Origin of the sequence: Tepidiforma flava, from assembly GCF_027594505.1 — a bacterium.
In the GTDB taxonomy this organism is placed as follows: Bacteria; Chloroflexota; Dehalococcoidia; order Tepidiformales; family Tepidiformaceae; genus Tepidiforma; species Tepidiforma flava.
On the sequence record NZ_CP115149.1, the window covers coordinates 2,571,725 to 2,589,358 of the forward strand.

Annotated in this window: 16 protein-coding genes and 1 other RNA gene; 7 read left to right on the plus strand and 10 right to left on the minus strand. The window is 69.4% G+C overall.

The features are described 5' to 3' along the window. Window positions 1–91: 91 nt before the first annotated feature. The 6 genes from O0235_RS14045 to O0235_RS14070 all read right to left on the minus strand — a co-directional run bounded on the left by O0235_RS14045 (window position 92) and on the right by O0235_RS14070 (window position 7,725). Window positions 92–1,144: a deoxyguanosinetriphosphate triphosphohydrolase gene (locus O0235_RS14045; RefSeq protein WP_270056398.1), complete on the minus strand. Its 1,053-nt coding sequence runs from the start codon at window positions 1,142–1,144 to the stop codon at window positions 92–94. 97 nt (window positions 1,145–1,241) lie between these two features. Then, on the minus strand, window positions 1,242–3,548 hold the full coding sequence (ppsA, locus tag O0235_RS14050; RefSeq protein WP_270056399.1) for a phosphoenolpyruvate synthase: 2,307 nt from the start codon (window positions 3,546–3,548) through the stop codon (window positions 1,242–1,244). Between the two features lie 103 nt (window positions 3,549–3,651). Then, window positions 3,652–5,490, minus strand: coding sequence for a glutamine--fructose-6-phosphate transaminase (isomerizing) (gene glmS / locus O0235_RS14055; RefSeq protein WP_270056400.1), 1,839 nt, complete (start codon window positions 5,488–5,490; stop codon window positions 3,652–3,654). A 379-nt stretch (window positions 5,491–5,869) separates the two neighbouring features. Continuing rightward, window positions 5,870–6,175 (minus strand): hypothetical protein, encoded by a 306-nt coding sequence (locus O0235_RS14060; RefSeq protein ID WP_270056401.1) that lies wholly within the window; start codon window positions 6,173–6,175, stop codon window positions 5,870–5,872. A 27-nt stretch (window positions 6,176–6,202) separates the two neighbouring features. Beyond that, on the minus strand, window positions 6,203–7,111 hold the full coding sequence (locus tag O0235_RS14065; RefSeq protein WP_270056402.1) for a deoxyribonuclease IV: 909 nt from the start codon (window positions 7,109–7,111) through the stop codon (window positions 6,203–6,205). Then, window positions 7,108–7,725 carry a class I SAM-dependent methyltransferase gene (locus tag O0235_RS14070; protein WP_270056403.1) on the minus strand — a complete coding sequence of 206 codons (618 nt, stop codon included), beginning with the start codon at window positions 7,723–7,725 and terminating at the stop codon, window positions 7,108–7,110. Before O0235_RS14070 ends, O0235_RS14065 begins: the two co-directional genes overlap by 4 nt. A 77-nt stretch (window positions 7,726–7,802) precedes the next feature. Here O0235_RS14070 and O0235_RS14075 point away from each other — a divergent pair, with 77 nt between their 5' ends. The 4 genes from O0235_RS14075 to O0235_RS14090 are packed head-to-tail and all read left to right on the plus strand — an operon-like array spanning window position 7,803 to window position 11,983. Continuing rightward, window positions 7,803–9,005 carry a CaiB/BaiF CoA transferase family protein gene (locus O0235_RS14075; RefSeq protein WP_270056404.1) on the plus strand — a complete coding sequence of 401 codons (1,203 nt, stop codon included), beginning with the start codon at window positions 7,803–7,805 and terminating at the stop codon, window positions 9,003–9,005. Between the two features lie 57 nt (window positions 9,006–9,062). After that, on the plus strand, window positions 9,063–9,338 hold the full coding sequence (locus O0235_RS14080; protein WP_270056405.1) for a metal-sensitive transcriptional regulator: 276 nt from the start codon (window positions 9,063–9,065) through the stop codon (window positions 9,336–9,338). Between the two features lie 26 nt (window positions 9,339–9,364). Then, complete coding sequence (locus O0235_RS14085) at window positions 9,365–9,574, plus strand: CopZ family metallochaperone (protein ID WP_270056406.1); 210 nt, start codon at window positions 9,365–9,367, stop codon at window positions 9,572–9,574. A gap of 27 nt (window positions 9,575–9,601) precedes the next feature. Beyond that, entirely contained in the window at window positions 9,602–11,983 is a 2,382-nt protein-coding gene (locus O0235_RS14090) for a heavy metal translocating P-type ATPase (protein WP_270056407.1), read from the plus strand. Between the two features lie 32 nt (window positions 11,984–12,015). Here the strand turns inward: O0235_RS14090 and O0235_RS14095 are convergent, their stop codons facing one another. Next, a complete protein-coding gene (locus O0235_RS14095; RefSeq protein ID WP_270056408.1) occupies window positions 12,016–12,150 on the minus strand; it encodes a hypothetical protein in 135 nt (44 codons plus the stop codon). On the opposite strand from O0235_RS14095, the gene ispG reads away from it, so the two are divergent. After that, window positions 12,149–13,315 carry a (E)-4-hydroxy-3-methylbut-2-enyl-diphosphate synthase gene (ispG, locus tag O0235_RS14100; RefSeq protein WP_270056409.1) on the plus strand — a complete coding sequence of 389 codons (1,167 nt, stop codon included), beginning with the start codon at window positions 12,149–12,151 and terminating at the stop codon, window positions 13,313–13,315. The two genes, O0235_RS14095 and ispG, sit on opposite strands and share 2 nt — an antisense overlap. A gap of 36 nt (window positions 13,316–13,351) precedes the next feature. Continuing rightward, entirely contained in the window at window positions 13,352–14,071 is a 720-nt protein-coding gene (locus O0235_RS14105; RefSeq protein WP_270056410.1) for an MOSC domain-containing protein, read from the plus strand. Between the two features lie 83 nt (window positions 14,072–14,154). On the opposite strand, the gene ssrA is transcribed toward O0235_RS14105, so the two are convergent. The 3 genes from ssrA to O0235_RS14120 form a co-directional block, all read right to left on the minus strand. Beyond that, window positions 14,155–14,514, minus strand: a transfer-messenger RNA (tmRNA) gene (gene ssrA, locus O0235_RS14110). 41 nt (window positions 14,515–14,555) lie between these two features. Further along, window positions 14,556–15,011 carry an SsrA-binding protein SmpB gene (gene smpB, locus O0235_RS14115; RefSeq protein ID WP_270056411.1) on the minus strand — a complete coding sequence of 152 codons (456 nt, stop codon included), beginning with the start codon at window positions 15,009–15,011 and terminating at the stop codon, window positions 14,556–14,558. Between the two features lie 68 nt (window positions 15,012–15,079). Beyond that, window positions 15,080–16,399, minus strand: a complete 1,320-nt coding sequence (locus O0235_RS14120; protein ID WP_270056412.1) for a S41 family peptidase — start codon at window positions 16,397–16,399, stop codon at window positions 15,080–15,082. A gap of 424 nt (window positions 16,400–16,823) precedes the next feature. On the opposite strand from O0235_RS14120, the gene O0235_RS14125 reads away from it, so the two are divergent. After that, window positions 16,824–17,603: a sigma-70 family RNA polymerase sigma factor gene (locus O0235_RS14125; RefSeq protein ID WP_270056413.1), complete on the plus strand. Its 780-nt coding sequence runs from the start codon at window positions 16,824–16,826 to the stop codon at window positions 17,601–17,603. Window positions 17,604–17,634: the final 31 nt, after the last annotated feature.

Below are 17,634 nucleotides of genomic sequence, written 5' to 3' on the forward strand. Positions count from 1 at the left end.
GGCGGGTTGCTCCGAGTATCGGCGCGGGGGTTTCTACCTTCAAGACGGGCGAGCGGGGACATAAACGCCCCGGAAAGGCGGGGCCGGGCGGCTAGACCTGCCAGCCGACGGCGTCGGGACAGTCGAGCGACGCGGCCACCCGGATGGCGTAGCGGTCGGTCATGCCGCTCACGTAGTCGGCAGCGCGCCGTTCGACGGGGTCGTTCGGCAGGGAGTAGTCGGGCGAAATGCGCTCGGGATGCTCGACGAAGTACGCGAAGAGGAATTTGACGATGCGCTTCCCGCGCTCCGCTTCGCGCCGGGTCTCGTCGTAGAGGTAGACGCGCCGGAACATGAATTCGCGAAGCTCGTTCGCGGCGTCGCGGATGGCGGGGCTGAACTGGATGACGGGCTCCGGGCCTGCGCCGGTCGTGGCCCAGCTCGCCTCGACGATGTCGCAGATGAGCGCGTCGAGCCGCTCGCCGTGGCTGCGTCCGAGCAGGCGCTGCGTGCTGTCGGGCAGGTCGTCTTCGGTGATGATGCCGGCGCGGATGGCATCGAGGATATCGTGGTTCAGGTAGGCGATGGCGTCGGCGGTCTTGACGACCTGGCCCTCGAGGGTGACCGGGACGCCCCAGCCCTCGGCGAAGATGTCTTCGCGGGCTTTCGAGCTCTTCTCGATCGCATCCAGCACTTCGAAGGTGAGGTTGAGTCCGCGGCCGCCGTTTTCGAGGCGGTCGAGGACGCGGACGGACTGGTAGTTGTGGCGGAAGCCCTCGGGCAGGCATTCGGCGAGCGCCTCTTCGCCGGCGTGGCCGAACGGCCCGTGGCCGATGTCGTGGCCGAGCGCAGCGGCCTCGGCGAGGTCTTCGTTGAGGTTGAGGGCGCGCGCGATGGTCCGGGCGACCTGGGCGACTTCGAGGGTGTGGGTCAGCCGGGTGACGAAGTGGTCCTGCTGCGGGGCGATGAAGACCTGGGTCTTGTGTTTGAGCCGGCGGAAGGCCTTCGTGTGGAGGATGCGGTCGCGGTCGCGCTGGTACTCGGTCCGGAGCGGCGACGGCGGCTCGGGGCGCTTGCGGCCCCGGCTGGTGGAGGCGCGCGCGGCGTAGGGGCTGAGCGAGGCTTCCGCTGCCTCGAGCCGGCGCCGCACGACGTTGAGGTCCATCGACCCGGATTGTAGTACCGCGGACCGGCTCGGCCGAATGCAGCGCGGCCCCGGCGGACGGCCGGGGCCGGCGGACGCCCTGGGGACGGAGCGACGGCTAGTGCGCGGGCGCGCGGCCCAGCTTCGCCTCCGCGTTGGCGATGATTTCGCGGGTCTGGTCGATCATGTCCGGGCTCACACTGACGCTCGTGATGCCCCATTCGACGAGCTTCTCGGTCACTTCGGGATACACGCTGGGCGCCTGCCCGCAGATGGAGGCGGTGATGCCGCGGCGGCGGGCGACGGTCACGGCGGTCTGGATGGCGGCCATCACGGCCTCATTCCGCTCGTCGAAGGTGTCCGCGAGGGCTTCGCTGTCGCGGTCGATGCCGAGGACGAGCTGCGTGAGGTCGTTGGAGCCGATGGAGATGCCGTCGATGCCGACATCGATGAAGCGGTCGAGGATGATGACGTTCGAGGGGACCTCGACCATCATCCAGAGCTTGAAATCGTCGCCGCGGACGAGGCCCTGCTCGCTCATGAGCTGTTTCACCCCGCGGAGTTCGTCCGGGGTGCGGACGAAGGGCACCATGACGTAGAGATTCTTGAATTCGCGGCGGACGCCTTTGATGGCCTCGAGTTCGAGCTGGAAGATGTCGGGCTCCCGGAGATACCGGCTGGCGCCGCGGTAGCCGATCATCGGGTTCTCCTCGGTCGGCTCGAACTTCGCGCCGCCTTCGAGGTTGGCGTACTCGTTCGTCTTGAAGTCGGTGAGACGGTAGACGACGGGCCGCGGGTCGAAGGCGCGGCAGAACTCCTTGATGCCCTCCTCGAGTCGGCGGGTGTACTCCTCGGGGCGGCCTTCTTCGATGAACTGGCGCGGATGCTTGCCGATCTGCGCGACGATGMACTCGGCCCGGAGCAGGCCGACGCCGTCGACGTGACGCTTCGCGACCACCTCGGCGAGCTCAGGCTCTGCGAGGTTGACGTAAAGTTTCGTGGTGGTCTTGAGCGACGCAGACCGGGCATAGCGCTCCTTCTGGCGCTCGTACCAGGCGAGGCGCGCCTCAGCGCGGCCGTCGTAGATGCGGCCCGCGGAGCCGTCGACGGTGACTTCGCGGCCGACCTCGAGCGCGGTGGCGCCGGCGACGCCGACGACGCAGGGGATGCCGAGTTCGCGGCTGACGATGGCGGCGTGGCAGGTGCGGCCCCCGCGCTCGGTGACGATAGCGGAGGCGCGCTTCATGGCGGGGACGAAATCCGGCGTGGTCATCTCGGCGACGAGGACGTCGCCCTGCTTGACGATGTCGATTTCGCGCGGGTCGTGGACGATGCGGACGGCGCCCACTCCGACGCCGGGGCTCGCCGGCTGGCCGGTGAGGAGCACGGGCGCCGTTTCTTCTTCCCCTTCCTCTTCCTGGAATTCGTGCTTGAGCGTGGTGACCGGTCGCGCCTGGACGAGGTAGAAGCGCCCCTGTTCGTAGGCCCATTCGATGTCCYGGGGGCTGCCGTAGTGCTCCTCGACGGCGCGGCCGATGCGGGCGAGCTCGCGGATTTCTGCGTCGGTGAGCTTCTGGCGCTCGCGAAGGTGCTCAGGCACCGGCAGCCAGGCGTTCGCCGCCTCGTGGCTGCCGTCGGCGTCGGGCCGGCGGGCGATCATGCGGTCCTGCGGCGTGACCGTTTTCGAAATGATCTGGAGCGATTCCTTCGCGACCAGGTAGAGGTCGGGCGAGATTTCGCCGGAGACGATGCCTTCGCCGAGCCCGTAGACCGCTTCGATGGTGATGCGGGTCCGGTCCGAGGTGACCGGCTCGACGGTGAACATGACGCCGGAAATTTCCGACTGCACCATGCGCTGCACGGGCACCGCGAGGCCGACCTTGGTGTGGTCGTAGCCGGATTCTTCGCGGTAGAAGATGGCGCGGGCTTCGAAGAGCGAGGCCCAGCAGGCCTGGACGGCCCGGACGACGTTGTCGGCGCCCACGACGTTGAGGAAGGTGCTCTGCTGGCCGGCGAAGCTCGCCTCCGGGAGGTCCTCCGCAGTGGCGGAGCTGCGGACAGCGACGGGGCCTTCGCCGAGTTCGCGGTAGGCGGCGCGGATTTCGTCGGCGATGTGGGCCGGCATCGGCGCCTCCATGATGCGGCGGCGGATGTTCTCGGCGCGCTCGTTGAGGAGCTTCGTGTCATGCACATCGAGCCCGAACAGCTCCTTGCGGATGACCGGCTCGAGCCCGTTCTGGTGGATGAAGCGGAAATACGTATCCGCGGTGACGACGAACCCGGGCGGGACGGGGATGGAGGCGCGGGTCAACTCACCGAGGTTGGCGCCTTTGCCTCCCACGAGGCCGATGTCCTCGCGGCCTACCTCGGAAAACCAGACGACGGAACGAGTGACGCTTACCAATCTGTCTATACCTCCGCGCATCGCGCATAGTGCAGACCGATGGCTTCGGTCGCACGATTATAGGCCGATGGCCGGCGTTTGCACGGCCGGCCAATCGGCCGTTCCTGGCTGGCTGGACGGCCGCTCATTCGACCGTCACCGTCTTGGCGAGGTTCCGCGGCTGGTCGACGTCGCAGCCGCGGTGCACCGCCACATCGTAGGCGAGGAGCTGAAGAGGGATCACGGCGGCCACCGGCTCGAGCCACGACGAAACCGCGGGCACCGAAATGACGGCATCACAGAGCGACGCAAGCTCGGCGTCGCCTTCGGTCACGATCCCGGTGACGGGGCCGCCGCGCGCCTGGATCTGCTCGATGTTGGAGACCATCTTCGAGCGCAGGGCGTGGCGGGTGGCGATGGCGACCGTGGGGAAGGCGGGCTCGATGAGGGCGATGGGGCCGTGCTTCATCTCGCCGGCGGCGTACCCCTCGGCGTGGATGTAGGAGACTTCCTTGAGCTTGAGCGCGCCTTCCATCGCCACCGGGAAGGCGAGGCCGCGGCCAAGGAAGAGGACGTGCTGAGCCTGGGCATGGCGGAGCGCAATCTTCCGGAAGGCGTCGCGCCTGGCGATGATGCCGGCGACGGCCCGCGGAAGGTGCGCCAGTTCGGCAAGGTGCGCCGCCAGGTCCTCCTGCCGCAGCCGGCCCTTCGCCTCGGCGATGCGGAGCGCGAGGAGGTAGAGCGCAACGACCGCCGCGGTGAAGCACTTGGTGCTCGCGACGCCACGTTCGAGCCCCGCGCGGGTGTAGACCGTTCCGTCGGCGACGCGGGTGGTCTGCGCGCCCTCCGTGTTGCAGATGGTGACCTGGAGGGCGCCGGCCTGCCGCGCAACGGCCATCGCCTCGAGCACGTCCACCGTCTCGCCGGACTGGGAGACGCTGATGACGAGCGTGCGGTCGTCGAGCACCGGGTCGCGGTAGCGGAATTCCGAGGCGTTGTCGGCCCACGCCGGGATGCGGGCGAAGGCCTCGATGTACCGCTGGCCGATCATCGCAGCGTGGAGGCTCGTCCCCATGCCAATGAGGACCACGCGCTCGACACTGGCGAGCCGTTCGGCCGCGGGGCCGAGGTCGTCGAAGTACAGGGCCGGCGGCTCGAGGGTCGCGAGGCTCCAGATCGTGTCGGCGATCGCCTCGGGCTGCTCGTGAATCTCCTTGAGCATGAAGTGGGGGTACTGGCCCTTGAGGGCCGTCACCGGGTCGATCGGGATGCGCTTCCGCTGAAGCAGGACGGGGTCGCCGGCGACCGTTTTCGCTTCGGCGCCGGCGGCGGTGACGCGCGCGACCYGGCCGTCGGCGAGGAAGGCGACGTCCTGTGTGATGGGGAGGACGGCAGCGAGGTCGCTGGCGACGACCGTCTCGTCCTGCCCGAAGCCGATGACGACGCCGCCCGCGTTGCCGAGGCGAGCGGCGGCGAGGGTGCCCGGCTCATCGAGACTCATGGCAACGATCGCCTGCGAGCCTTCGACCCGCGCGGCGGTGCGCCTGAGCGCTTCGAACAGGTCGGCGCCGCCGCGGACTGCCTCCTCGATGAGGTGTGCGACGGTTTCGGTGTCGGTCTCGCTGCGGAAGGTGTGGCCCCGCGCAGCGAGCTCCTCCCGCAGCGATGCGTAGTTCTCGACGATGCCGTTGTGGATGACGACCACCCGCCCGTCGCAGGAGACGTGGGGATGGGCGTTCTGGTCGCTCGGCCGGCCGTGGGTGGCCCAGCGGGTATGGCCGATGCCCACGGTGCCGGCGGGCGCGGGGCCGAGCGCCTGCTCGAGGTTGGCGATCTTCCCCTGCTTTTTGGTCACCGCGAGGCTGTCGCCGTCGAGGACGGCGATGCCGGCCGAGTCGTACCCCCGGTACTCGAGGTCCTTGAGCGCCCGGAGGAGGATGGGCACGGCGGGCCGGTGCCCGGCGTACCCGATGATGCCGCACATGGTGAACGATGCTCCTTCCCGGCAGGACTCCCTGCCGCAGGGGGCACGCAGCACCCGCTATCGGCACCGGTGAAGCGGTGCGGTCGAGCGGTGTGATCGGGCTGGAGCAACGGGGAACGGGTGGGGAACCCGTGCACGCGGCGCGCTTTTGTCACCCGGTTGCCCGGCGTGGTTTGTGCGTCGCCTGCGGCTGTGCAGCCGGGGGGCCATCCGCCGAATGGTTCGATACTGCCCCCGCCTCGTCATCCGCGCGGTGTGCGCGGACCTGGCGCTTCTGGTTGCTGCTCCCTGCGTGCCGAGGTCGAACCTGATGCGTAGGTTACCCGTGCACCTCCTGTCGCGGGGGTCGGCTCGAGTGTCCGGCGCAGCGGCCGGCCCGTCAACTTTCGGCGCGCGGGATGCCGGCGAACCCGAGGAAGTCGTCTTCCCATTCGAGCACGGCGCGGATAACGCGGGCATCGACGGGATAGGGGCGAGCGACGATGCCGCGCCGTTCGAACTCCTCCGCGAGCTCGCCGGCGATGACCTCGAGCGGCGCGGTGTGGATGCCGAGTTCGCGTTCGGTTTCGAGGATGAGCTCGATGAGCTCTCCCTGGAGCTGGATGCCCTCTTCCTGGAGCTGCTCCCACACCCATTCAGCGCACTCGGTGAACAGCTGGCCCTGGAGACGCCCGGTGAGCGGCACGGCGCATGTCCTCGTTTTCGGTTTTCGTTAGGCTCCAGCTGCCCGCCGGATACGGTCAAGCGGCGGGAGCTTCGGCGCAGGGAGCCCTGCCTCCGAGCGGAGGCGCTTCAGCCGCTGCACGTTCTTCCGGTCGGGCCCATCGCCTTCGAACCCGGGCACCTCGAGCAGGAACGGCACCTCGGAGAAGGCAGGGTGGCCGATGATGGTGCGAAAACCTTCCAGCCCAAGGTGGCCTTCGCCGATGTTCTCGTGGCGGTCGCGGAAGGTGCCGATGGGCAGCTTCGTATCGTTCGCGTGGACCGCGACGAGGCGGCTGAGCCCGAGCTCGCGGTCGAACTCCTCGAGCGCCGCCTCGAGCCCGGCGGGCGTCGCGATGTCGTAGCCCATCGCGTAGGCGTGGCAGGTGTCGAGGCAGATGCCGACGCGCGGCGGGCTGCCCATCGCCCGGATGATGGCGCCGAGCTCGCCGAACTTGCCGCCGATGCAGTTCCCCTGGCCTGCGTTGTTCTCGAGGATGAGGAGCGCCGGGTTGGCGGGGTCATCCTCGAGGACGGCGGTCAGCATCCCGGCGATGCGCTCGATCATCGCCCCATCGAAGCCGGCGCCGAGGTGGCTGCCGACGTGGAAGATGGTGCCGACGATGCCCATCCGGCCGGCGCAGCGGTGGTAGGCGAGGAGGGAGGCTTGCGATTTTTCGAGGACGGCCGGGTCCTGGCTCCCGAAGTTCATCAGGTAGACGCCGTGGAAAAAGACCGGCATGGCGGCCGCTTCCCGGACGCGGTTGAAGCGAGCGACCTGCTCGTCGGTGAGCGCCGGGAGCTTCCACTGCTGGGGGGCGCTGATGAACAGCTGGACGGCCTCGGCGCCGATGGCGCGCGCCCGTTCGAATACGAGGTGCGGCCCGCCTGCGCTGGAGACGTGTGCGCCGATTCTCACGGGGCGGCCTCCGCGGGGCGGGCGACGCCGGAGATGGCGGGCAGCGGCCCGATCTTCCCCCGCCGGAGGTCCTCGACCGCGAAGCCGGCGGCCTCGATGGCCTGCAGGGTGTCGCGGTTCGGGTGGCAGCCTCCGCCCACGCGGGACCAGAGCGGCGTGATCGCGCCGAGCGCGAGGCGGCCGGCCTTCGCGCGGGCATTGACGTGCTCCCAGAAGATGAGGCGGCCGCCCGGCTTGAGGACGCGGCGGATTTCCCGCAGGGCAGCGGCCGGGTCGGGGACGGTGCAGAGCACGAGCGTGCCGATGACCGTGTCGAAGCTCGCGTCGGGGAAGTCGAGCGCTTGCGCGTCGCCGTCGCGCAGGTCGAGCTCGCGGCCCGGCGGCCGGTGGCGTTCGGCGCGCTCGCGCATGTAGGGGTCGGGTTCGATGCCGACGTAGTCGACGTCAGCCGGCAGGTGGGGCCAGTTGGAGCCGACGCCGTAGCCGATTTCGAGCACGCGGCCGGTTGCCTGGCCGGCGAGGCGGGCGCGCAGGCGGCGCTCCCGGGCGCTCTCGTGCCGGGAAAGCCAGTCCCAGGCGGCGGCGAAGCGGCGGTGTCCGGCAGATGACGGCATCGGGGGCGTTCCTCGGGTTCGTTGACAGGATGGTGCGGCCTCACCAAGATCCCGCGCAACCGGGGAGGGGAGCAGGGATGTTTCCGAACGCGCCGCACACCGGGCTGCCGCTGTCCGGGCTGGTCGTGCTCGATTGCACGATCTGGCAGCAGGGCACGTACGCGACGGCGATGCTCGCCGACTTCGGGGCTGACGTCATCAAAATCGAAGGGCCGGATGCCCCGGACCCGGGCCGCGGCCTGAGCGAGGCCTACTTCGAAAGTCACAACCGGAACAAGCGGGGCATCGTGGTCGACCTCAAGCACCCGGACGGCCGGGAGACCGTGCTCCGGCTGGCGGAGCAGGCGGACGTGTTCGTGCAGAACATGCGGCAGGGCGTGATGGAGCGGTTGGGGCTCGGGTACGACGACCTGCGGGCGCGCAACCCGGCCATCATCTACGCGACGGCGAGCGGGTACGGTTCGAAGGGGCCGCACGCCCGCTGGCCGGCGATGGACATCCTCGGCCAGGCGCGCGGCGGAACGATGATGATGCAGGGGCCGCCCGACCAGCCGCCGGTGTTCTCGTTCGGCGGGATGGCGGACCAGGTGGGGGCCATTTCGCTGAGTTACGGCATCCTGCTCGCACTCATCCACCGGGCGCGGACCGGCGAAGGGCAGCAGGTTGAGGCGTCGCTGCTGGGCGGGCAGGTGATGCTCCAGTCGTTCAACATCACGGGGACGCTGTTCACCGGGCAGGTGCCGCCGCGGCGGGCGCGGGAGGATGCCGCGCCGCTCTGGAACGTCTACCGCTGCCGCGACGGCGGCTGGATAGCGCTGAGCATGGCCCAGCTGAGCCGCTGGTGGGCGCCGTTTTGCGAGGCGCTGGGCCGTCCCGACCTGCGCGACGACCCCCGGTTCAACGCGCTCCCGGCCCATATGGAGCACCGGGCGGAGCTCATCGCCGAGCTGGACCGCATCTTCGCGGGGCGTGACCAGTGGGAGTGGGTGGAGTACCTCTGCGGGCAGGGGCTGCCGGTCGCCCCGGTGCAGGACTATGCCCAGCTGATTCGCGACCCGCAGGTGGTGGCGAACGGCTACATCGCGGAGTACGACCACCGCTCCGGGGAGCGCCGCAGGATGGTCGGGCCCGCGGTCCAGCTTGGCGCGACGCCCGGGTCGATTCGCCGGGGCGCACCAGAATTCGACGAGCACACCGAAGAGGTGCTGCTCGAGTTCGGGTTCGGCTGGGACGAAGTCGAACGGCTGCGGAGCGCCGGCGCAATCGGGTCGCGCGGCTGACGGTTGACATCCCCCGACCGCTCCTTGAGGATAGGGGGGTACCCTATTGGAGGTTCGATGATCCCGGAAGTCCGACGGCAGGCGCTGCGCCGCATCAAGATCATCGCCGGGCAGGTGGCCGCCCTCGAGAAGCAGCTCGAGGAGGACCGCTACTGCATGGACATCCTCGACCTCTCGCTGTCCATCCAGCGGGCGCTCCGGAGCCTGGATGCGCTCGTGCTGGACGGCCATCTCAAGACGCACGTGGTCGAGATGATGAAAGGCGGCGAGGAGGAGAAGGCGATCGCCGAATTGCAGCGGCTGTACCGGACCCAGGGGCCCAGCGAACCCTGACCACAACGACAAGAAGGAGCGTCATCATGGCCCAGGTCATCGAACTCAGCATCACCGGGATGACGTGCGACCACTGCGTGAACGCCGTCACGGCGGCCCTGAAGGCCGTTCCCGGCGTGAGCGACGCGGTCGTCAGCCTCGCCGAGAAGTCGGCGAAGGTCACGGGCGAAGGCCTCGACGCCGCGAAGCTCATCGAAGCGGTCAAAGAAGAGGGGTACGACGCCGCGGCCCGCTGACGGGCTAGCGCGGCAGGAGGCCCGGCCATGGCAACCGGCACGGAGGAACGAGCCGTCACGCTGAGCGTGAGCGGGATGACCTGCGCGTCGTGCGTGCGCCGCGTCGAACGGGCGCTCAGCAAAGTCGAAGGCGTCGAAACTGCGAGTGTGAACTTCGCGGCGGAGACCGCCCGGGTGACGCTCGGCGGGCCCGTCGCGGTCGAAGACCTGGTCGCCGCCGTCGAGAAGGCCGGCTACCGGGCCGCGCCGGTGACGGCCGGGGAGCGGCGCGACCTCTCGGCGGAAGCGCGGGGGAGCCTCATCCGGCTGCTCGCCGCGTCGGTGTTCGCCGTCCCGGCCGTCCTCCTCGCGATGGCGATGGACATCGCCGGGCTCCATCTGTTCGGCAGCCCCGCGGTGCACGGGTGGGTGGTGCTGGCGCTCGCGACGCCGGTCCAGGCCGGCCTCGGGTGGCGGTTCTACCGGGGCGCGTGGGCGAGCCTCCGGCAGCTCAACCCGAACATGGACGTGCTCGTGGCGCTCGGCACGTCGGTCGCCTACCTCTACAGCGCCTGGGTGGTGGTGAGCGGGCGGCACGACACGCACATGTACTTCGACGTGAGTGTGGCCGTGCTGCTGTTCATCTCGATGGGCAAGTACTTCGAGGAGACCTCGAAAGGGGCCGCTTCGCAGGCGATCCGGGCGCTGCTCGCGCAGGCCCCTGCGACCGCCGCGGTGCTCCGCGACGGCGCGGAGATCGAGCGCCCGGTCGAGCAGGTCCGCGTCGGCGACCGCATCGTGGTTCGCCCCGGCCAGCGGGTGCCGGTCGACGGCGTGGTGGTCGAGGGAGCAAGCGCGGTCGATGAGTCGATGCTGACTGGCGAGTCGGTGCCCGTGGAGCGGAAGCCGGGTGACCCGGTCATCGGCGGCTCGCTGAACCGGAACGGCATGATGGTCATCGAAGCGACGGCGGTGGGCGCTGATGCCGCGCTGCAGCGGATGGTGCGGCTCGTCGAAGAGGCGCAGGGGTCGAAGGCGCCGGTCGAGCGGCTGGTTGACCGTGTCGCTGCGGTCTTCGTCCCCGTGGTCATCGTGATTGCGCTGGCGACGTTCCTCACCTGGGGCTGGGCGGCGGGCGACTGGCAGCGGGGGATGACGGCGGCCGTGGCCGTCCTCGTCATCGCCTGCCCGTGCGCGCTCGGCCTCGCGACGCCGACGGCGATTATGGTCGGCACGGGGCTGGGCGCGAGCCGCGGCATCCTGATCCGGAACGCGGGCGTCCTCGAGCGCACGCGGAAGCTCGATGTCGTCGTGCTCGACAAGACCGGGACGCTCACGGCCGGGCGGCCGGTGGTCGCGGACGTCGTGCCGGTCGGGACGCTCTCGCGGGACGAGCTGCTCCGGCTGGCGGCGGCGGCAGAGTCGCCGAGCGAGCACCCGCTGAGCCGCGCGGTGGTCGACGCGGCGGCGGACGCCGGCATCGAACCGCCGGCTGCCACACAGTTCGAGGCCGTGACGGCGCGGGGCGTGCAGGCGATGGTCGAGGGGCGCCTGGTGCAGGTCGGCAACCGGGCGATGTTCGAGGAGCTCGGGTTCACGCTGGACCCGCTCAGCGCGGCGATCGGCGGCCTGGAAGCGCAGGGACGGACGGTCGCGATCGTGGCAGTCGACGGGACGGTCGCTGGCCTGCTTGGCCTCTTCGACGAGGTGAAACCAAACGCAGCGCGGGCCGTCGCGGCCCTCCATCGGCTCGGGCTCCGGGTCGTCATGCTGACGGGCGACAATGAGCGCGCGGCGGCGGCGGTGGCGGCGCAGGTGGGCATCCGCGAGTTCACGTCGGGCATGCGTCCGGAGGAGAAGCTCGCCTGCGTCCGCGGGCTGCAGGCACAGGGGCTCGCGGTGGCGATGGCGGGGGACGGCATCAACGACGCCCCGGCGCTGGCGCAGGCCGATGTCGGGATTGCGATGAGCAACGGTACCGACGTCGCTATCGAGACCGGCGACATTACGCTGCTGCACGGCGACGTGGCGAAGATTGCTGAAGCGATCGCGCTGTCGCGGGAGACGCTGACCACCATCAAACAGAACCTCGCGTGGGCCTTCGGCTACAACGTCGTTGCGCTGCCGGTCGCGGCGCTCGGGCTGCTCAATCCCCTTTTCGCTGGCGCAGCGATGGCGCTGAGCTCGGTGAGTGTGATGGCGAACAGCCTGCGGCTGCGGACGAAGGCGCGGGCGCTGGCGCGCGCCGCCGGGAACGAATACACCGCGCCCGTCGAGAGTGTGCTCCGGGTGAACCGCGGGCCGGTCATCGCGATGGCGGCGGCGTTCGTCCTGCTCATCGTGCCGCTCGTCGTGTTCACCGGCATCGACCGGGGCTGGTTCGGCACAGCCGGGACCGCGTCGGAAAGCCACGCCGGCCCGCACCAGTGAGCCGCGGTGCCAGCGGCCTCCGTCTTCGAGGTCTACCGCGCCTGCCACGCGACGCACGCGCGGAACGTCGCGGCCGGCTGGGCGATTGGGTCGGCGCCCGCGCAGCCGTAGCCGGGGCGCGACCCGCTCACGCCGCGTTCACCGGCCCGCTGGTAGACTGACGTCATGAAGCGCGCGAACACCCGGCCGGTCCGGGCCGGTACGGTCATCATCGGCGGGGGAAACCCGATCGTAGTCCAGTCGATGTGCGCGACGCGGACGACGGACATCGAGGCGACGGCAGCGCAGGCGAAGATGCTCCACGAAGCCGGCGCCGGGCTGGTGCGCATCGCCGTCGACAGCGCGAAGGACGTCGCGGCCCTTGCCGAAATCCGCGCCCGGGTGCCGGAGGCGAACCTCGTCGTCGATCTGCAGGAGAACTACCGGCTCATCACGCAGGTCGCGCCCCACGTGAACAAGGTGCGCTACAACCCGGGACATCTCTACCACCACGAAAGGCAGAAGACCGTCCGGGAGAAGGTCGCCTTCATCGCCGAGACGGCGGCCCGCCATGACCTTGCCGTGCGCGTTGGCGTGAACTGCGGCTCGGTGGACCCGGACATGGATGCGAAGTTCGAAGGCGCCGACCCGCCCGGCCTCGAAGGCGTGACGGCGATGGTCGAAAGCGCCCTCGAGCACTGCGCCATCCTCGACGACCTCAGGTTCGACCGCTACGTCGTCTCTCTGAAGGATTCCGACCCGCGCAAGGTGATCGAGTCGAACGTGAGGTTCGCGGTGGTTCGCCCGGAGGTGCCGCTCCACCTCGGCGTGACGGAGGCGGGGATGCTGCCGGACGGCGCAATCAAGACGCGGATCGCCTTCGAGCAGCTCCTGTCGCGCGGCATCGGCGACACGATCCGGGTTTCGCTGACGCTGCCGTTCGCCGAGAAGTGGCGCGAGGTGGAGGTCGGGCGGCAGATCATCGCGGACGTGGAGGCCGGGCGGTTCCGTTCGGTGCCGCAGTTCCTCGAGGGCGGGCTGAACATCATCAGCTGCCCGAGCTGCAGCCGTGTCGAAAACGAGGCGTTCGTCGACCTCGCCTTCAAGGTGAAGGAGATGACCGCCTACGCGAAGGAGTACGACATCACCATCGCGGTGATGGGCTGCCGTGTGAACGGCCCCGGCGAGACGGACGACGCCGACCTCGGCCTGTGGTGCGCGCCGACGTTCGTCAACCTGAAGAAGGGCGAACAGGAGCTGGGCGCGTTCCCCTACGACACCGTCCTGGACCGCCTGAAGGAAGAGCTCGACCGGCTCATCGAGGAGAAGAAGGCTGCGGCAGCCCGGGCATGATGGTGCGCGGCGGCGGATTTCGCTAACCTCCGCTCGATGACGACGGGTACGGTGACTGCGATAGCGCGCTACCCCGTGAAGTCGATGCGGGGGGAGCAGCTCGAGCGGGCGCGCTTCGGCTTCCACGGGATTCCGCTCGACCGGGCGTTCGCATTCGTCCAGGACGGCCTCGTGAGCCCGTTTCCGTGGTTCACCGGGCGGGAATGCCCGCAGCTGCTCCAGTGCTCCCCTGCGGTCATTGCCGGGGCAGTGGAGTGGCCGTCCGGGCCGTGGCCGAGGGTGGAGGTCACCGTGCCGGGCGGCTCCGTCCTGCCGCTCGAGAGCCCGGAGCTCGCCGCGCTGCTCGCCTCGTGGTCGGGGCGGCAGGTGCGGCTTCACGTCGACTATCGGGGGAGCCAGGACGTCGCGTACGTTTCACTGATTTCGACCGCGACGGTGCGCGCGATTGCTGAAGCCGCGGGGGTGCCGGCGGACCATCGGCGGTTTCGCATGAACCTCGTCGTCGATGTCGGCGACGAGCCGTTCGCAGAGCTGCGCTGGGTGGGGCGGCAGGTGAGGGCCGGGGGAGCGGTGCTGGCGGTCCACGAGCCGGACCGCCGCTGCCAGATGATCACGCTGGACCCCGAGACGGGCGCATCGAGTCCGGCGGTGCTGAAGCAGCTGGGGCGGCTCAGCCCGGAGGTGAGCGCCGGGGTGTATTGCTCGGTGCTCGTCCCGGGCGAGGTGCAACTCGGCGACCCCGTCTCGCCTGCATAGGGAGCGGAGGCCGCCGCCGCGGGCGGGTTCGAACGGCGAGCCTCGAAACGACGGGCCCGCAAATGCGGGCCCGCGGTGGTTACTGGTGGAGACGCGGGAGAGTCGAACTCCCGGTCCAGTGAAGGTCGGCTCCGGATTCTCCTACAGGCTTTCCCACCGATGGGAATCTCGCCGGGCGACTGCAGTGGTGGTCCCCACGTCACCCGGCCAGCCGAGCGATCTTTCGCGGGCGGTATCGGCGTCGGCCCGCGGCAGCCTGGCTTTGGTGACGCCCTACCCCGGCGCTACCAGGCCGGGCCCCGGGGAGGACGGCTCCGCACTAAGCGGCGAGAGCGAGTTGGCGAGTGTTGCCGTTTATTTTTGGCCGCCTGATTTACGAGGGTGACAGCCAACCTCGGCCTGCTATCCGGCTACCTGGCTTCCTGTCGATTCCTTTCGTCCCCGTGATGAGGTGAGTATAGCACACCCGTTCGGGCCCGCGCGCCTAGCGGGCGGAGCGCTTGAGGGCTTCGGCGGCGGCGCGCTGCTGCTCGCGCTGCTTCACGGCCTCACGCTTGTCATAACTCTTTCGTCCGCGCCCGACGCCGAGTTCGACTTTTGCCTTGCCGCGTTTGAAGTACATCGAGAGCGGGATGAGCGTGAGCCCCTTCTGGTCGACCATCTGCGCGATGCGGCGAATCTCTTTCTTGTGGAGGAGGAGCTTGCGGTCGCGGGTCGGGTCGTGCGCGGCGTAGCCGGCGTTGGCGTACGGGGCGATGTGGGCGCCGATGAGCCACGCCTCGCCGTCCTTGATGCGGGCGTAGGCGCCCYGGAGCTGGACCTTGTGCTCGCGGACGGATTTGATTTCGCTGCCGGTCAGGACGATGCCGGCCTCGAACCGGGCGAGGATGTCGTAGTCGTGCCGGGCGCGGCGGTTCTGGGCGATGGTGGCGTCGGACATGGCGGAAAGGGAGCGGGCCCATCGCCATCGGATGGGCCCGCAGGTGGTAGGGCCAGTGTACCGCGCGGTCAGTTCCCGCGCAGGAAGTCGATCGCGCGGAAGATCTGGACGTCGCCCTGCGCGACATAATCATCGTACGTCATGGGAACCTCGATGTCGGGCTTCACGCCGAGCCCTTCGATCTGGTCGCCGCGCGGGGTGAGCCAGCGGCCGACCGAGATGTAGAGCGCGCCGCAGCCCTTGGGGTCGCCGCAGCTCTTGAGCTCCTGCAGCTGGTTGACCGTGCCCTTGCCGAAGCTGCGCGTGCCGATGATCGTCGCCCGGCCGTTGTCGCGGAGCGCGGCAGCGAAGACTTCGGCGCCGGAGGCGCTGCCCTGGTCCTGGAGAATCACCACGGGGATGTTCGTGAGGATGCCGCCGCGGCGGGCGCTCCAGCTCTGCGTGCGGCCGTCGGCGTCGACTTCGGAAAGGATGACGCCCTGGTTGAGGAACTCGTCCACCACGTCGACCGTCGCCTGGAGGAGTCCGCCGGGATTCCCGCGGACGTCGACGATGAGACCCTTGTAGCCCTTGCTCTCGACGTCCTTGAGCTTCGTGCGGAGCTCGTCGAGGGTGCGGTCATGGAACTGGGTGATGGCGACGTAGGCGATGTCGGTGACCTCATTGCCGTTGCGGTCGACGAGCTTCGTGCCGCTTTCGCCGGGGATGACCTCGAGGTTGGGCTCGAGGAAGACGCTCTCGAGCGGGATGTTGCCGCGGGTGATGGTGATGGTTTCGATGGTGCCGTCGGTGTGCTTCACCTTGAGGGTGACCTGCGTGCCGGAGGGCCCCCGGATGACCTGGACGGCTTGCGTTTGCGTCCAGCCTTCGGTCGAGACGCCGTCGACCTCGAGGATGATGTCGCCGGGGCGGATTCCGGCTTTTTCGGCGGGCGAATCGCGGAACGGCGCCACGATGGTGATGGCGCCGCCGCGGTCGGAGACGGTGGCGCCGATGCCGTCGTAGCTCGAGGCGAGGTTGAGGGCGCCCGCCYGGAGCTCAGCGGGTGTGAGGTATTCGGTATGGGAGTCGTTGAGGGAGCGGATGATGCCGTCGATGGCGGCCTGGCGGAGGGTCTCGGGGTCGAGGGCTGCCTTGTCGACGTAACGTGTCTCGAGCAGGTTGACGATTTCGTCGATGATGGCGGCGCCAACGGTATCGCGGGATGCGGCGGCGCTGCCTCCCTGCTGCTGGGCAGCGGGCGCCGGGTCATCGGAAACGAGCCCGTGGACCGCCCAGCCGAGCCCGAAGGAGAGCGTGAGCATGCTGAGGAGGAGGAAGACCGCGACTGCTGCGCGGGCGAGCTGTTCGCCGCCGCCGGGGCGGGCCGTGTCGCGTGGCAGGTCCATGGGAGTCCTTTGCGCAGCCGGGTGCGCGGAGATGCTCCGAGTGTACAGGCCGTATTCCGGGGCCTTCAATTTGGCGATTACCGGGGGTTTACGCGGCCGGGCGGACGCGACCGCCGTTCCGCGGTTCGATGTTCGCACTATACATGTTATGTGAGTTCCTGCCCGGCCGGAGCGCCCTCCCTGGGGTGCGGGCGCGCGCGCTCGGTGCGTTTATGTCTCCGGTTGTCACCAAAGCACCACTGCGGTGTCACGGGGCGCTCGTTGTTCTGTCACCCGGCGGACCTGAACAATCGGCGCAACCGCCCGACAACAAAGGCACGAACGGTTTCAACTCGGGGGAACCGCCAGATTTGGGCTACGGGCGACACCTTTCCCGGCGCATCACCGATACACCGGGAAAAGGCAGCAACGGGGGAGAACGAACATGCAGTGGCCGTCCGCCTACGATGAACAGCCCATCGATGGGAGTCCAGAGACGACGCCGAACCGCCTGTCGCTGGAGGAGCAGCAGCGCCTCGTGATGCAGTACGCGCCGCTGGTGCGGCGGGTCGCCCGGACGCTCCCGCTCGAGATCCCTGGGCTCCTGGAGTTCGAAGACGCGGTCGGGTACGGCACCTGCGGACTCGTCGAAGCGGTGCGGCGCTACGACCCGTCGAAGGGGACGAACTTCCACGCCTACGCCGTCCAGCGCATCCGGGGCGCGATGATCGACGCCTTCCGCAGGATGGACCGGCTGAGCCGGACGATGCGGCAGAAGGCGCGCGACGTGCAGCGCGCCCAGTCTGAGCTGGAGATGCTCCTCGGGCGCACGCCGACCGACGCGGAGACCGCGGAGCACATGGGCGTCTCGGTCGAGCAGTACCGGGAGGCAACCTCCCAGTCGCGATGGGTGACGGTGTCGCTCGACCGGATGCTCGAGCGCGACGACGACGGCGATTCGTTCCCGGCGGCGGAGATGCCGACAGCTGAAGAAGACCTCGACTTCACGCGGTCGTTCGAGGAGAAGGAGCTCTACGAGGACCTTGCGCGGTCGGTTGCCGCCCTGCCGGAGCGCGAACGGCTGGTCATCAGTCTGTATTATGTCGAACGGCTGACGATGCGCGACATCGCCGCGGTGCTCCAGGTTTCGGAGACGCGGGTCAGCCAGCTGCACGCCCAGGCGGTGAAGCGGCTGCGGCGTTCGCTCCTCCGCGACGTCGCCTGACTCAGTTCAGCTCTTCGGAACAGCTGTTGCG